Source organism: Dryocola sp. LX212 (assembly GCA_041504365.1).
Lineage (GTDB): Bacteria > Pseudomonadota > Gammaproteobacteria > Enterobacterales > Enterobacteriaceae > Dryocola.
Window position 1 is genome coordinate 3,557,934 of record CP167917.1, and the last position, 14,937, is coordinate 3,572,870.

General features: G+C 55.8%; 14 protein-coding genes. 13 read left to right on the forward strand and 1 reads right to left on the reverse strand.

Going from position 1 to position 14,937, the window contains the following annotated elements; all coding sequences use genetic code 11:
* Positions 1–110 precede the first annotated feature (110 nt).
* The 5 genes from ACA108_17105 (at position 111) to nrdF (ending at position 4,447) form a co-directional block, all read left to right on the forward strand.
* Positions 111–542 carry a carboxymuconolactone decarboxylase family protein gene (locus ACA108_17105; GenBank protein XEX95059.1) on the forward strand — a complete coding sequence of 144 codons (432 nt, stop codon included), beginning with the start codon at positions 111–113 and terminating at the stop codon, positions 540–542.
* 169 nt (positions 543–711) lie between these two features.
* Entirely contained in the window at positions 712–948 is a 237-nt protein-coding gene (gene nrdH / locus ACA108_17110; protein ID XEX95060.1) for a glutaredoxin-like protein NrdH, read from the forward strand.
* A complete protein-coding gene (gene nrdI / locus ACA108_17115) occupies positions 945–1,355 on the forward strand; it encodes a class Ib ribonucleoside-diphosphate reductase assembly flavoprotein NrdI (protein ID XEX95061.1) in 411 nt (136 codons plus the stop codon). Before nrdH ends, nrdI begins: the two co-directional genes overlap by 4 nt.
* The gene (nrdE, locus tag ACA108_17120) at positions 1,328–3,475 is read left to right on the forward strand and encodes a class 1b ribonucleoside-diphosphate reductase subunit alpha (protein ID XEX95062.1); all 2,148 of its coding nucleotides are present in this window, start codon (positions 1,328–1,330) and stop codon (positions 3,473–3,475) included. The genes nrdI and nrdE overlap by 28 nt, the downstream gene beginning before the upstream one ends.
* A gap of 9 nt (positions 3,476–3,484) precedes the next feature.
* Entirely contained in the window at positions 3,485–4,447 is a 963-nt protein-coding gene (nrdF, locus tag ACA108_17125) for a class 1b ribonucleoside-diphosphate reductase subunit beta (GenBank protein XEX95063.1), read from the forward strand.
* 165 nt (positions 4,448–4,612) lie between these two features.
* Here nrdF and ACA108_17130 read toward each other — a convergent pair whose 3' ends face one another.
* Positions 4,613–6,607, reverse strand: a complete 1,995-nt coding sequence (locus tag ACA108_17130) for a BCCT family transporter (GenBank protein XEX95064.1) — start codon at positions 6,605–6,607, stop codon at positions 4,613–4,615.
* Between the two features lie 539 nt (positions 6,608–7,146).
* Here ACA108_17130 and proV point away from each other — a divergent pair.
* The 8 genes from proV (at position 7,147) to emrA (ending at position 14,937) form a co-directional block, all read left to right on the forward strand.
* Positions 7,147–8,349, forward strand: a complete 1,203-nt coding sequence (gene proV, locus ACA108_17135) for a glycine betaine/L-proline ABC transporter ATP-binding protein ProV (protein ID XEX95065.1) — start codon at positions 7,147–7,149, stop codon at positions 8,347–8,349.
* On the forward strand, positions 8,342–9,424 hold the full coding sequence (gene proW, locus ACA108_17140) for a glycine betaine/L-proline ABC transporter permease ProW (GenBank protein XEX95066.1): 1,083 nt from the start codon (positions 8,342–8,344) through the stop codon (positions 9,422–9,424). The genes proV and proW overlap by 8 nt, the downstream gene beginning before the upstream one ends.
* Positions 9,425–9,481: 57 nt before the next feature.
* On the forward strand, positions 9,482–10,474 hold the full coding sequence (gene proX / locus ACA108_17145; GenBank protein ID XEX95067.1) for a glycine betaine/L-proline ABC transporter substrate-binding protein ProX: 993 nt from the start codon (positions 9,482–9,484) through the stop codon (positions 10,472–10,474).
* A gap of 161 nt (positions 10,475–10,635) precedes the next feature.
* Positions 10,636–11,820, forward strand: coding sequence for an MFS transporter (locus ACA108_17150; protein XEX95068.1), 1,185 nt, complete (start codon positions 10,636–10,638; stop codon positions 11,818–11,820).
* 115 nt (positions 11,821–11,935) lie between these two features.
* The gene (locus ACA108_17155; GenBank protein XEX95069.1) at positions 11,936–12,673 is read left to right on the forward strand and encodes an AzlC family ABC transporter permease; all 738 of its coding nucleotides are present in this window, start codon (positions 11,936–11,938) and stop codon (positions 12,671–12,673) included.
* Entirely contained in the window at positions 12,673–13,008 is a 336-nt protein-coding gene (ygaH, locus tag ACA108_17160; GenBank protein ID XEX95070.1) for an L-valine transporter subunit YgaH, read from the forward strand. Before ACA108_17155 ends, ygaH begins: the two co-directional genes overlap by 1 nt.
* A 91-nt stretch (positions 13,009–13,099) precedes the next feature.
* Positions 13,100–13,630, forward strand: a complete 531-nt coding sequence (mprA, locus tag ACA108_17165; protein XEX95071.1) for a transcriptional repressor MprA — start codon at positions 13,100–13,102, stop codon at positions 13,628–13,630.
* Positions 13,631–13,761: 131 nt separating this feature from the next.
* Complete coding sequence (gene emrA / locus ACA108_17170) at positions 13,762–14,937, forward strand: multidrug efflux MFS transporter periplasmic adaptor subunit EmrA (GenBank protein XEX95072.1); 1,176 nt, start codon at positions 13,762–13,764, stop codon at positions 14,935–14,937.

A 14,937-nucleotide genomic window follows, 5' to 3' on the forward strand; every position in this document is an offset into this window, starting at 1 on the left:
ATTGAGGCAGGCTTATTTTTCATGGTCTGCTTTTTTAGTTAATTTATGGCTCTCTGATGCAGTCCATCATAGTGATAAATTGCCCCCACACCAACATGAGGAGCAACACCATGATCGAATTACGCCAGCCTTACTACGACCTCTCCCCGGCCGTGTTTAAACCTATGCTTCAGGCGCTGAGCGGTCTGGAAGGCAGCTCGCTGGGTTCGACGCTGATAGAACTGGTTTTCCTGCGCGTGTCGCAGATTAACGGCTGCGCCTACTGCCTGGAGATGCACGCCAAAGCGCTGCGCAAGGGCGGCGTAGAGCAGAGTAAGCTGGACGCCCTCGCAGGATGGGAAGTAAGTAATCACTTCAGTGATAAAGAGCGCGCGGCACTGGCTTGGGCCGAAGCGGTAACGAAGATTACCGAAGGCGGCGCGGACGATGCCGTTTACCACCCGCTGCTGCAGTTTTTCACCGCGCAGGAGATAAGCGACCTGACCTTCACCGCCAGCCTGATGAACGCCTTTAACCGTCTGGCAATCAGTATGCGGATGTAGATTTTGTGATCTCCCGGTGGATGACGCTATCGCTTATCCACCCTACATTTTTTGCCACGCCCTCCTCCGCGCTACCCCCCCTTATCTAAAAATACTATATCTTGCGTGGTTGAATATCTTTTCAACTACATCTAGTATTCAATCATCAACCAATGAGAGAATACGAATCATGCGCATTACCATTTACACGCGTAACGACTGCGTTCAGTGCCATGCAACCAAACGCGCCATCGAAAGCCGTGGCTTCGCCTTTGAGCTGGTGAATCTCGACCAGCAGCCCGAAGCGGCGGACGATCTGCGGGCCATGGGTTTTCGCCAGCTGCCGGTCGTTGTCACCGACCAGGAGAGCTGGAGCGGCTTCCGCCCGGACATGATCAACCGCCTGCGCCTCGCTGCCCAGGCATGAGCAGCCTCGTTTATTTCTCCAGCGTTTCGGAAAACACCCGCCGCTTTGTCGGGCGGCTGGGGCTGCCCGCCCTGCGCATTCCGCTTGAGGTTAAACAGAAGCTGGTCGTGACCGAACCCTATATTTTGATCGTCCCCAGCTACGGCGGCGGCGGGATTGCAGGCGCGGTGCCGGCTCAGGTCATTCGCTTTTTGAACAACCCTGAAAACCGGGCTTTGCTGCGCGGGGTGATCGCCAGCGGCAACCGCAGCTTCGGGGAAGGGTTCTGTCGGGCGGGCGACGTGATAGCCCAAAAATGCCGGGTGCCGTACCTCTATCGTTTTGAGCTGCTCGGCACCGAACAAGACATCGAAAACGTGCGTAAAGGAGTGAGCGAATTTTGGCTACGACAGAATCAATCCGCGTAACCGCGACCGGGAGCGCGGACTATCACGCGCTCAACGCCATGCTGAATCTTTATGATGCCGATGGCCGCATCCAGTTTGCCAAAGACGAGCTGGCGGTCGAAAAGTTCCATGAGCAGCACGTGCTGCCCCGCACCCGTCAGTATCCCAGCCAGCATGCAAGGCTCAGCGCTCTGGTTGCAGAAGGCTACTACGACGACTCAGTTCTGAAGCGCTACGAGTATGGCTTTGTCGTGGCGCTGTTTGAGAAGGCGCACAACAGCGGCTTCCGCTTCAAAACGTTCCTGGGCGCCTGGAAGTTTTACACCAGCTACACCCTGAAGTCCTACGACGGTAAAGAGTACCTGGAGCACTTCGAGGATCGCGTCTGCATGGTAGCGCTGACGCTGGCGCAGGGCAGCGAGAAGCTAGCCTGGCTACTGATGGATGAGATGCTCTCCGGCCGCTTTCAGCCCGCCACACCCACCTTCCTGAACTGCGGCAAGCAGCAGCGCGGCGAGCTGGTCTCCTGCTTCCTGCTGCGCATCGAAGACAATATGGAGTCCATTGGCCGGGCGGTGAACTCTGCATTACAGCTTTCAAAGCGCGGCGGCGGCGTGGCATTTCTTCTCTCAAACCTGCGCGAGGCCGGTGCGCCGATTAAGCGCATCGAAAACCAGTCGTCCGGCGTGATCCCCATAATGAAAATGCTCGAAGACGCGTTTTCCTACGCCAACCAACTCGGCGCACGCCAGGGTGCCGGGGCCGTTTATCTGCACGCCCATCACCCGGACATTCTGCGTTTTCTGGATACCAAACGCGAAAACGCCGACGAAAAAATTCGTATCAAAACGCTTTCCCTCGGCGTGGTCATTCCTGACATCACCTTCCAGTTAGCGAAGGACAATCAGCCGATGGCGCTGTTCTCGCCGTATGACGTTGAACGCCTCTACGGCAAGCCGTTTGGTGATATCGCGGTGAGCGAACGATATGAAGAGATGCTGGCGGACGAGCGCATCCGCAAAACGGTTATCAACGCCCGAGACTTCTTCCAGCGGCTGGCGGAGATCCAGTTTGAGTCCGGCTATCCGTATATTATGTTTGAGGACACGGTTAATCGCGCCAATCCGATTGATGGACGCATTAACATGAGCAACCTCTGCTCAGAGATTTTGCAGGTTAACAGCCCGTCCACCTATGACGAAAATCTCGACTACGCGCAGATCGGTAAAGACATTTCATGCAATCTTGGCTCGCTGAATATCGCCCATACCATGGACTCGCCGAACTTTGGCCGCACGGTGGAGACGGCAATTCGTGGGCTGACGGCGGTCTCGGACATGAGCCATATCCGCTCGGTGCCTTCGATAGATGCCGGGAACGCGGCATCCCACGCGATTGGCCTCGGGCAGATGAACCTGCACGGCTATCTGGCCCGCGAGGGCATTGCCTACGGCTCGCCAGAAGGGCTGGACTTCACGAATATCTATTTCTACACCATCACCTGGCACGCCATTCGCGCCTCGAACCTGCTGGCTCAGGAGCGCAGCCAGCGCTTTGCGGGCTTTGAAAACTCCCGCTACGCCAGCGGCGACTATTTCCACCAGTATCTGGAAGAAGACTGGCAGCCGAAAACCCACAAGGTACGCGAATTGTTTGCCGGGGCGGCGATAGAGATCCCGACGCGGGAACAGTGGCGGCAGCTGCGCGACGACGTTATGAAGCACGGCCTGTACAACCAGAATTTACAGGCCATTCCGCCGACCGGCTCCATCTCGTATATCAACCATGCAACATCGAGCATTCATCCTATTGTCTCGCGCATTGAGATTCGCAAAGAGGGCAAAACCGGTCGCGTCTACTACCCTGCCCCGTTTATGACCAACGACAACCTCGAGTTTTATGAGGACGCCTACGACATCGGCCCGGAGAAGATCATTGATACCTACGCCGAGGCCACACGCCACGTCGACCAGGGCTTGTCGCTGACGCTGTTTTTCCGGGATACAGCCACCACTCGCGACATCAATAAAGCACAGATTTACGCCTGGAAAAAAGGCATTAAAACGCTCTATTACATTCGCCTCCGGCAGATGGCGCTGGAAGGAACGGAGGTGCTGGGCTGCGTGTCCTGCGCCTTATAAGGAGAGAACATGACGACGATTGCGCAAATTCAGGCCATCAACTGGAACAAGATCGAGGACGAGAAAGATCTTGAAGTGTGGAACAGGCTGACCAGCAACTTCTGGCTGCCGGAAAAGGTGCCGTTGTCTAACGACATCCCAGCGTGGCTGTCGCTGACCCACGACGAGCAGCAGCTTACTATCCGCGTATTCACCGGGCTGACGCTGCTGGATACCATTCAGAATAACGTCGGTGCCCCGGCGCTGATGGCGGATTCCCTCACCCCGCACGAAGAGGCAGTCCTGTCGAACGTGAGCTTTATGGAGGCGGTTCACGCCCGCTCCTATAGCTCAATATTCTCGACGCTCTGCCAGACCAAAGACGTGGACGAGGCCTATGCCTGGAGCGAAGAGAACGAACCTTTGCAGCGCAAGGCGCAGATTATCCTCGCCCACTACCACGCTGACGATCCGCTTAAGAAGAAGATTGCCAGCGTGTTCCTGGAGTCTTTCCTCTTCTATTCCGGCTTTTATCTGCCGATGTACTGGTCCAGCCGGGGCAAGTTGACCAACACTGCCGATCTTATCCGTCTGATTATTCGCGATGAGGCCGTGCACGGCTATTACATCGGTTACAAATACCAGAAGGCGCTGGCGCAGGAGCGCGCGGAGCGGCAGGAAGAGCTACAAAACTTCGCCATTGGTCTGCTGATGGATCTGTATGAAAACGAGATCGCCTACAGCAAAGCGCTGTACGGCGGCGTGGGCTGGGTCGATGAGGTGAGCGCATTTCTGTGCTACAACGCCAACAAGGCGCTGATGAACCTGGGCTATAACGCCCTTTTCCCGCCGGAAATGGCGGAGGTTAACCCGGCAATTCTGGCCTCGCTTTCACCCAATGCGGATGAAAACCATGACTTTTTCTCAGGGTCCGGGTCGTCATATGTGATGGGTAAGGCGGTTGAGACTAAGGATGAGGACTGGAACTTTTGATATTGCCTGAGGTGTCTTAAGTGTCGGATGGCGCTGACGCTTATCCGACCTACAAAAACTAATGGATGGCGCTGGCGTTTATCCGATCTACAAAAACTAATGGGCAACGCTGGCGCTTATCCGATTTACAAAAATGGGTGGATAAGCGCAGCGTCACCCGGCTGGTTAACGAACCAGATGCAGGAAGTGCAGGTGCTTCTCGTACTGGTCAAGGATATCGTGGATGATCTGTTCCTGGTTCCAGCCCATCACATCGTAATCCTGCCCGCCTTCTCTCAGGTGAACCTCACCCCGGTAATATTTCTGTTCGTCGTCACGCTCTTCTTCGCTCAGGCCAGCCAGCGCAAAGGCGGGTTGAATATAAGCGCGCAGTCGAACTTCATACACGAAGTTGAGATCGTCACCAAAATCCACTTCGAAACGAATGCGATCGTCCGCGGTATCGTCAATGGCGGAGACGGTATTCTGCTTAGCCAGCTCCGCTTCCACCAGCAGCATCGCCGGGTGGACCACTTCGCTGACGAAGCGTTTAACCTGCGAACGCTTCGGGAAATAGGCGATGTTTCGCAGGCGGCGCTGCCAGGAGATCGGATTGCGGGCAGCGGTTGGCGCGATGGTGGTCATCTGCTGGCTGTCCTGCTTGTAGGCGTCAATACGTAGCGCCTTCAGCAAACCATAAATCGAGACCAGCAGGATGACAGAGAACGGCAGCGCACTGGCGATTGTCACCGTTTGCAGCGCCCCCAGCCCACCGGCAATCAGCAGAGCAATCGCTACTGCGCCCATCATGGCTGCCCAGAAGATCCGCTGCCAGACCGGCGTCTGGTCGGAGCCACCGGAGGCCAGGGTATCCACCACCATTGCGCCGGAATCCGCAGAGGTGACAAAGAACACCACGACCATTGCCATCGCGATAAGGGACAGAACGGTAGAGAACGGGAAGTGCTCGAGGAAGTTGAACAACGCCAGCGAAACGTCGGTCTGAACCGTATTAGCCAGATCCTTCGCCCCTTTATTCATAATCAGATTTATAGCCGTATTGCCGAATACCGTCATCCACAGCAGCGTAAAGCCTGCCGGAACGAACAGCACGCCCGTCACAAACTCACGAATGGTACGGCCACGGGAAACGCGGGCGATAAACATGCCGACGAACGGCGACCACGACAGCCACCAGCCCCAGTAGAGCAGCGTCCAGCCGCCCAGCCAGTTGGTGGATTTAGGCTCATAGGCGTAGAGGTTAAAGGTCTTACTGACGATCTCCGAAAGATAGCCGCCGGTATTCTCCACAAAGGATTTCAATATCAGGACGGTTGGGCCGAGGATCATGACCAGCAGCAGCAGCAGCACGGCAAGACCGAGGTTCAGTTCGGATAAGATACGAATACCCTTATCCAGCCCAGAGACTACGGAAAGCGTTGCCAGACCGGTGATGACCACTATCAGTATCACCTGCACGGTTTCGTTAATTGGCACGCCGAACAGGTGGTTCAGCCCCGCATTGACCTGCAATACCCCATAGCCGAGCGAAGTAGCGACGCCAAATACCGTGCCGATAACAGCAAAGATGTCCACCGCATGGCCAATCGGCCCGTAAATTCGGTTGCCGATAATAGGATAGAGCGCGGAGCGCAACGTCAGCGGCAAACCGTGGCGATAGCTGAAGAAGGCAAGAATCAGCCCGACGATGGCATAAATTGCCCAGGCGTGAAGACCCCAGTGGAAGAAGGTCAGGCGCATGGCCTGCTTGGCGGCCTCTATAGTTTCCGGTGTGCCGACGGGCGGGTTCAGATAGTGCATCACCGGTTCGGAAACGCCAAAGAACATCAGGCCGATGCCCATGCCCGCAGAGAACAGCATGGCAAACCACGAGACATAGCTAAAATCTGGCTGAGCGTGATCCGGCCCAAGCTTGATGTTGCCGTAGCGGGACAGGCCCAGGTAGGTCACGCTAAGAAGAATGAGGGCAACGGCGAGGATATAGAACCAGCTGGCGTTAGTGAAAATTCCCTGCTGCAGCGCTTTGAATTTGCGGTCCGCTAACTCGGGAAAAACGGAAGAAAAAGTAACAAGAACAATGATTAATGCGGCAGAGATAAAAAACACAGGGGGATTTATCTTGCTGCGGCTAACGACGTTTTCCGTATCGTTTTGACTCATAACATACCTTTTGGTTAGTCCGTTAAAGATATCTCTTTAATTGGGTAAAAACCTTTTAACAAACGAAAAAATTGACGCCTGAAAAAGCTGAACCGCAGAGTTTACCATAAAGAAAATCCTAAATTATTAAAAAGGTCATACAGAAAAATCGTGCACGTAATCTGTGGACGATCTCCTCCATTCCTTAAGTAGTGAGCGAAATATAACGAAGTGCGCTGACCAATTTTCAAAGCCACATTTATTTAAGAGAAATCACTTTTCATCTGTGTAATAGCTGCACATGATGAAGATCACAATTTACACAGAATGACATCCATTCCGGCAGAATAATCCACCGCTGACAAAAAACATCGCCTGCTGCGGGTTTGCCGTTAGCCCCTGCTATTACTGAAAATTTCGCCCACGCTTGTTTTGTGGATATTGTTCCAGGGGAGCTTGAGGGTTGTCTCAGAATCTGAGTATGTTAGGGTATAACCCGGTAAATATTTCCATCAGGATATTGTGTATCGCTAAATTAAACATGGGATTAACTTTATTGCATGGCAATTAAATTAGAAGTAAAGAATTTATATAAAGTATTTGGCGAGCATCCACAGCGCGCATTCAAATATATAGAGAAAGGCCTTACTAAAGCAGAGATACTGGAAAAGACAGGGCTGTCACTTGGCGTGAAAGACGCCAGTCTGGCAATTGAAGAAGGCGAGATCTTCGTCATCATGGGGTTATCCGGCTCGGGTAAATCGACCATGGTTCGCCTTCTCAATCGCCTGATTGAACCAACCCGTGGACAGGTGCTGATTGACGGCGTGGATATTGCCAAAATATCAGATTCAGAACTCCGCGAGGTTCGCAAAAATAAGATCTCAATGGTTTTCCAGTCCTTCGCTTTAATGCCGCATATGACCGTGCTGAATAATACCGCTTTTGGCATGGAATTAGCGGGCATGCCGGTTGCTGAACGTCAGGAAAAAGCCCTTGATGCATTGCGTCAGGTTGGGCTGGAGAATTATTCCCACGCTTATCCTGATGAACTATCCGGCGGCATGCGTCAGCGTGTAGGATTAGCCCGCGCGCTGGCCATCAATCCAGACATATTATTGATGGATGAAGCCTTTTCGGCCCTCGACCCGTTAATTCGTACTGAGATGCAGGATGAACTAGTTAAATTACAGGCGAAGCATCAGCGTACCATCGTCTTTATTTCCCACGATCTTGATGAGGCTATGCGTATTGGCGACCGGATTGCCATTATGCAGGGCGGTGAAGTTGTGCAGGTCGGCACGCCGGATGAAATTCTTAATAATCCGGCTAATGACTATGTGCGCACCTTCTTCCGCGGCGTGGATATCAGCCAGGTCTTCAGCGCAAAAGATATCGCCCGCCGCAGCCCGGCTGGCCTGCTGCGCAAGACCGCCGGCTTTGGTCCCCGCGTGGCCCTGAAGCTGCTGCAGGATGACGACCGTGAATATGGCTATGTCATTGAGCGCGGCCAGAAGTTCCTCGGCATCGTCTCTACCGACTCCCTGAAAAGCGCACTGGCTAACGGGCTGGGTCTGGAAAGCGCGTTTCTGGAGTCCCCGGCGCCCGTCTCCGCCGACACGTCACTGAGCGACCTGCTCACCCATGTAGGCCAGGCTCCGTGCGCGGTGCCGGTAGTGGGCGATGAGAATCAGTACGTGGGCATCATCTCGAAAGGGGTGCTGCTGCAGGCATTAGACCGTGAGGGGGCAACCAGTGAGTAATTCAGCAAATCCGTGGGATACCGGCAGCGCGGCTGCCGACGCAACAACCAATCAGGCCGCTTCCAGCGCAGACGCGTGGGGCAGCCAGGCAGCATCAGCGCCTGCCGCCAGCGGCGGGTCAGACTGGCTGAATGCTGCTCCTGCGCCGCAGGCCGAACATTTTAATATTCTCGATCCGTTCCATAAGACGCTGATCCCGCTCGACACATGGGTAACACACGGCATCGATTGGGTGGTCACTAACTTCCGTCCGGTGTTCCAGGGCATCCGCGTGCCGGTAGATTACATCCTCAGTGGCTTCCAGCATTTTCTGCTGGGGATGCCCGCACCGGTGGCCATTATTATCTTCGCGCTGATCGCCTGGCAGATGTCCAGCCTCGGTATGGGGATCGCCACGCTCGTCTCGCTGGTCGCCATTGGTGCCATCGGGGCCTGGTCCCAGGCGATGGTCACCCTGGCGCTGGTGCTGACCGCCCTGCTGTTCTGCATGATTATCGGGCTACCGCTCGGCATATGGCTTGCGCGCAGCGAGCGGGCGGCAAAATTTATCCGACCGCTGCTTGATGCGATGCAGACCACCCCGGCATTCGTCTATCTGGTGCCGATTGTGATGCTGTTTGGCATCGGCAACGTGCCGGGCGTAGTGGTGACGATTATCTTCGCCCTGCCGCCAATCGTGCGCCTGACCATTCTGGGGATTAAACAGGTGCCGGAAGATCTGATTGAGGCCGCTCGTTCGTTCGGCGCAAGCCCGCATCAGATGTTGTTCAAAGTGCAGCTTCCGCTGGCGATGCCGACCATCATGGCCGGCGTCAACCAGACGCTGATGCTCGCCCTTTCTATGGTGGTAATCGCCTCGATGATTGCCGTAGGCGGCCTTGGCCAGATGGTGCTGCGCGGCATAGGCCGTCTGGATATGGGCCTTGCCACCGTCGGCGGCGTGGGGATCGTGATCCTCGCTATTATTCTTGACCGCCTGACGCAGTCCATTGGCCGCGATTCGCGTAGCCGTGGCAACCGCCGCTGGTACACCACCGGCCCGCTGGGTCTTCTGACCCGTCCCTTCTGTAAATAAGCCTGGCGGCGGCAGCTTTGCCGCCCCTTGCCCCATCACAACAATTAAGGATTAACGATGCGACACACTGCGATCTTAGCCACAGCCCTTGCCACACTCGTTACCACCAGCACCTTTGCCGCCGACCTGCCGGGCAAAGGCATTACCGTTCAGCCGATTCAAAGCACCATCTCCGAAGAGACGTTCCAGACGCTGCTGGTGAGCCGAGCGCTGGAGAAAATGGGCTACACCGTCAATAAGCCAAGCGAAGTGGACTACAACGTGGCCTACACCTCAATTTCCTCTGGCGATGCCACTTTTACCGCCACTAACTGGCAGCCCCTGCACGACGACATGTTTGCCGCCGCCGGTGGAGACAAAAAGTTTTATCGCGAGGGGAATTATGTCGAAGGTGCCGCTCAGGGCTATCTCATCGATAAAAAAACCGCTGAGAAGTACAAAATCAGCAATATTGCCCAGCTCAAAGATCCCAAAATCGCCAAACTGTTCGATACCAACGGCGACGGTAAAGCGGATCTGACCGGCTGCACGCCTGGCTGGGGCTGCGAAGCCGTTATCAACCATCAGATTGAGGCCTTCGGGCTGAGCAATACCGTGGTGCACAACCAGGGTAACTACTCCGCAATGATCGCCGATACCATTACGCGTCATAAAGAAGGCAAGCCGATTCTGTACTACACCTGGACGCCGTACTGGGTGAGCGATGTGATGGTGCCGGGGAAAGACGTGGTCTGGCTGCAGGTGCCGTTCTCTTCCATGCCTGGCGAGCAGAAGGATATCGATACCAAGCTGCCTAACGGCGCGAACTACGGCTTCCCGGTGAACACCATGCACATCGTAGCGAACAAAGCCTGGGCGGAGAAAAACCCGCAGGCGGCGAAGCTGTTCAGCCTGATGAAGCTGCCGCTGGCGGATATCAACGCCGAGAATGCCATGATGCATGCCGGTCACGCTTCCGAAGCGGATATTCAGGGTCACGTTGACGGCTGGATCAAAGCGCACCAGGCGCAGTTTGACGGCTGGGTGAAAGAAGCTTTAGCCGCTAAGTAACGTTTCAGACATCCCTCACTCTGCCCCTCCTCCCTCCAGGGAGAGGGCCGAGGTGAGGGTTATTGCTTCCCCATAACCGCACAATCCGACACCCACCCCACCTGTCTTAACCATCAATTTTCGTTATCATTCGCGATCTCAATGACAAGCTGAAGATAACAATGAAAAATACCGCTCAGGGGCTCAGCCCCGCGCTGATTGCCCTGATGTCCGTGGCCACCGGCCTTGCCGTTGCCAGCAATTATTATGCGCAACCTCTGCTCGACACCATCGCCCGCGCCTTTTCTCTTTCCGTCAACCAGGCCGGGTTTATCGTCACCGCCGCCCAGCTGGGCTATGCCGCTGGCCTGCTGTTGCTGGTGCCGCTGGGGGATATGTTTGAACGACGCGGGCTTATCGTCTTTATGACGCTGCTGGCCGCGGGCGGCATGCTGATCACCGCCACCAGCCAGACGCTGCCGATGATGATCCTGGGTACCGCGCTCACCGGCCTGTTCTCCGTCGTCGCGCAGATCCTCGTGCCGCTTGCGGCTCACCTCGCGGAACCGGCTAAGCGTGGCAAAGTCGTGGGGACCATTATGAGCGGCCTGCTGCTGGGGATCCTGCTGGCGCGTACCGTCGCGGGCCTGCTGGCAAGCCTGGGCGGCTGGCGCACGGTTTACTGGGTTGCCAGCGTGCTGATGGTTATTATGGCTGTCGCCCTGTGGCGCGGTCTGCCAACCGTGAAGCAGGAAAACCATCTGAATTATCCGCAGCTTCTGGGTTCCGTATTCAGCCTGTTTATCAAAGACAGCCTGCTGCGCACCCGTGCCACGCTCGGCTGCCTCACCTTCGCCAACTTCAGCATTCTGTGGACCTCGATGGCGTTCCTGCTGGCTTCTCCGCCGTTTAACTTCTCCGAAGGCGTCATCGGGCTGTTTGGCCTGGCGGGCGCGGCTGGCGAGCTGGGAGCGCGACCTGCGGGAGGATTTGCCGATAAGGGCAAGGCGCATCTCACCACAACCGTTGGTCTGGTGCTGCTGCTGCTCTCATGGATTGCCACCGCATTGGGCCAGTATTCGGTGATCGCGCTGATTATCGGTATTCTCGTCCTGGATCTTACCGTGCAGGGCGTTCATATCACCAACCAGACCGTGATTTACCGCATGATGCCGGAAGCCCGCAACCGCCTGACGGCTGGCTACATGACCAGCTATTTTATCGGCGGCGCCGCAGGGTCACTGATTTCAGCAAGTGCTTACCAACATGCTGGCTGGAATGGCGTTTGTGCGGCGGGCGCGATTATGGCCCTACTAAACCTGGTGGTCTGGTGGCGCGGCTACCACCGCCAGGAGGTCTGCCAATAATCCTTTACAACCCTTGTGGACAAACAAGGGTGTTAAGGCCTGGGGCAGTCTGGTAAGGTTGTCCCAGATTATTAATTCGAGTGACATTCACGCCGGTTATTTATAAAAATTTAATATGGACAGTCCCGCGACAATTTCAAACGACAATCATCAGCACGAAGCGACCTGGGTTGAGGGGCTGAAAGACAGTTTGCCCATCGTCATCAGTTACCTCCCCGTGGCCTTTGCCTTCGGTCTGAACGCCACTAAGCTGGGGTTTACCCCGCTCGAAAGCCTGTTTTTCTCCTGCATTATCTACGCTGGTGCCAGCCAGTTTGTGATCACCGCGCTGCTGGCGGCGGGTAGCTCTCTGTGGGTGGCTGCCCTGACCGTGATGGCGATGGACGTCCGCCACGTGCTATACGGCCCCTCGCTACGCCAGCGAATCACTAAAACGCTCAGCAGGCCCAAAACGGCAGTCTGGGCCTTCGGGCTGACGGACGAGGTGTTTGCCGCTGCCACCGCGAAACTGGTGCGCGACAACCGGCGCTGGAGCGAAAACTGGATGATCGGCATCGCCTTCAGCTCCTGGTTTTCCTGGGTGCTCGGCACCGCGCTCGGCTCCTGGTCCGGCAATGGCCTGCTCGATAGCTTCCCAGCTGTGGAGGCCGCATTAAGCTTTATGCTTCCCGTGCTGTTCCTGAGCTTCCTGCTCGCCTCGTTCCAGCGTAAGCAGTCCTGGACCGTTACCGCCGCCCTGGCGGGTGCCCTGCTCGGCGTGACGCTGGTGTCGATACCAGCCGCGATTCTGGCCGGTATCGTCTGCGGCTGCCTGGCCGCCGTGATCCAGGCGTTTTATCAGGAGGAGGCGTAATGAGCACCCAGGTCCTGCTACTCGGCCTGCTGGTCGGCTTAGCCAACTATTTATTCCGCTATTTACCCCTTCGTCTGCGTGCAAACGCCACTCGCCCCGCTAAGCGCGGCGCCACCGGTGTGCTGCTGGATAGCATCGGCATCGCCTCAATCTGCGCGCTGCTGGTGGTCTCCTGCGCCCCGGAAATCATGCATGACAGCAGGCGGCTGCTGCCGACGCTGGTCGGTTTTGCGGTTCTCGGCGTGAGCTTTTATAAGACTCGTAGCATTATCATTCCTACGCTTCTCAGTGCTCTGGGTTATGGATTAGCCTGGAAACTCATGATGGTGATATAGACCCGACGGATAAAAAATCCCTGAACAATAGATTTACTTTATTTGTCACCATCGTTACTATATCGGCTGCAACTAATGAGGTTATGCCAAAATGGATAGTTCGTTTACGCCCATTGAACAAATGCTAAAATTTCGCGCCAAACGCCATCAGGACTTCCCGTACCAGGAGATCCTGCTGACCCGTCTGTGCATGCACATGCAGGGTAAGCTGCTGGAAAACCGCAATAAGATGCTGAAGGCTCAGGGGATTAACGAAACGTTGTTTATGGCGTTAATCACTCTTGAGTCCCAGGAGAACCACAGCATTCAGCCCTCTGAGCTAAGCTGTGCGTTGGGATCGTCCCGTACCAACGCGACGCGCATTGCCGACGAGCTGGAAAAGCGGGGCTGGATTGAACGCCGTGAAAGCGACAACGACCGTCGCTGTCTGCATTTGCAGCTGACCGATAAAGGTCATGAATTCCTGCGTCAGGTCCTGCCACCGCAGCATAACTGCCTGCACGAGCTGTGGTCTTCCCTGAGCGGCTCTGAAAAAGAGCAGCTGGAAGCCATCACCCGCAAGCTGCTGACTCGTCTGGACAAAATGGACGTAGACCAGACCATGCTGGAAGCCGTTCGCTGACAGGACGCGTCAGACTCGATTAAGCATCCCGGAAAACAGATAACTACAGAGGCCAGCAACTCCATTGCTGGCCTCTATGCACTAACGGGTCAGCAAAGCTGACCATAATAATAATAAGTTTGGAGATTAGCATGAGCGCACATGCGGAGCATGAAACCCCGCAGCAACCGGTGAACAATAAGAAAGGCAAGCGTAAGACCGCCCTTCTGCTGTTGACCTTGCTCTTCGTCATTATTGCTGTGGCATATGGAATTTACTGGTTCTTAGTCTTACGCCATTACGAAAACACGGACGATGCGTACGTCGCCGGTAACCAGGTGCAGATCATGTCCCAGGTTTCAGGCAGCGTCACCAAGGTCTGGGCTGACAATACTGATTTTGTAAAACAGGGTGATGTGCTGGTCACGCTCGACCAGGCCGACGCCCAACAGGCGTTCGATAAGGCGCAGACCGTGCTGGCCTCCAGCGTGCGTCAGACACGCCAGCAGATGATCAACAGCAAGCAGTATCAGGCCAATATTGAGCTGAAAAAGACCGCGCTGGCCCAGGCGCAAAGCGACCTGAACCGTCGTATACCTTTAGGCAGCGCAAACCTGATTGGCCGTGAAGAGCTGCAGCACGCCCGTGACACCGTGGCATCCGCTCAGGCAGCGCTGGACGTCGCCGTTCAGCAGTACAACGCCAACCAGGCAATGATCCTCGGTACAAAACTCGAAGAGCAGCCCAACGTGAAGCAGGCCGCCGCCGAATTGCGTAACGCATGGATGGCCCTGCAGCGTACCAAAATCGTCAGCCCGATGACCGGCTATGTTTCCCGCCGTGCGGTGCAGGTCGGCGCGCAAATCAGCCCGACCACGCCTCTGATGGCCATCGTGCCGGCCAGCGGCCTGTGGGTTGATGCCAACTTCAAAGAAACCCAACTGGCACATATGCGTATTGGGCAATCTGCGACCGTCGTCAGCGATATCTACGGCGACAACGTTGAATACACCGGCAGGGTTGTCGGCCTGGATATGGGGACCGGCAGCGCCTTCTCTTTGCTGCCAGCCCAGAACGCCACCGGTAACTGGATCAAAGTGGTTCAGCGTCTGCCGGTGCGTATCGAGCTGGATGCAAAACAGCTCGAACAGCATCCGCTGCGCATCGGCCTGTCGACCCTGGTCACCGTGAACACGACGGATCGCGATGGCAGCATGCTGGCAAGCAAGAGCCGTACCTCACCGGTTTACGAAAGTAACGCCCGCGAGCTGGATCTGGCGCCGGTAAACCAGCTGATTAACCAGATTATCCAGGCGAATGCGGGTTAA

What these genes read in the sequence shown, in the direction of transcription:
- ACA108_17105 (XEX95059.1), top strand. Translation starts at nt 111, where the DNA reads ATGATCGAATTACGCCAGCCTTACTACGACCTCTCCCCGGCCGTGTTT.
- nrdH (XEX95060.1), top strand. Translation starts at nt 712, where the DNA reads ATGCGCATTACCATTTACACGCGTAACGACTGCGTTCAGTGCCATGCA.
- nrdI (XEX95061.1), top strand. Translation starts at nt 945, where the DNA reads ATGAGCAGCCTCGTTTATTTCTCCAGCGTTTCGGAAAACACCCGCCGC.
- nrdF (XEX95063.1), top strand. Translation starts at nt 3,485, where the DNA reads ATGACGACGATTGCGCAAATTCAGGCCATCAACTGGAACAAGATCGAG.
- ACA108_17130 (XEX95064.1), bottom strand. Translation starts at nt 6,607, where the DNA reads ATGAGTCAAAACGATACGGAAAACGTCGTTAGCCGCAGCAAGATAAAT.
- proV (XEX95065.1), top strand. Translation starts at nt 7,147, where the DNA reads ATGGCAATTAAATTAGAAGTAAAGAATTTATATAAAGTATTTGGCGAG.
- proX (XEX95067.1), top strand. Translation starts at nt 9,482, where the DNA reads ATGCGACACACTGCGATCTTAGCCACAGCCCTTGCCACACTCGTTACC.
- ACA108_17150 (XEX95068.1), top strand. Translation starts at nt 10,636, where the DNA reads ATGAAAAATACCGCTCAGGGGCTCAGCCCCGCGCTGATTGCCCTGATG.
- ACA108_17155 (XEX95069.1), top strand. Translation starts at nt 11,936, where the DNA reads ATGGACAGTCCCGCGACAATTTCAAACGACAATCATCAGCACGAAGCG.
- ygaH (XEX95070.1), top strand. Translation starts at nt 12,673, where the DNA reads ATGAGCACCCAGGTCCTGCTACTCGGCCTGCTGGTCGGCTTAGCCAAC.
- mprA (XEX95071.1), top strand. Translation starts at nt 13,100, where the DNA reads ATGGATAGTTCGTTTACGCCCATTGAACAAATGCTAAAATTTCGCGCC.
- emrA (XEX95072.1), top strand. Translation starts at nt 13,762, where the DNA reads ATGAGCGCACATGCGGAGCATGAAACCCCGCAGCAACCGGTGAACAAT.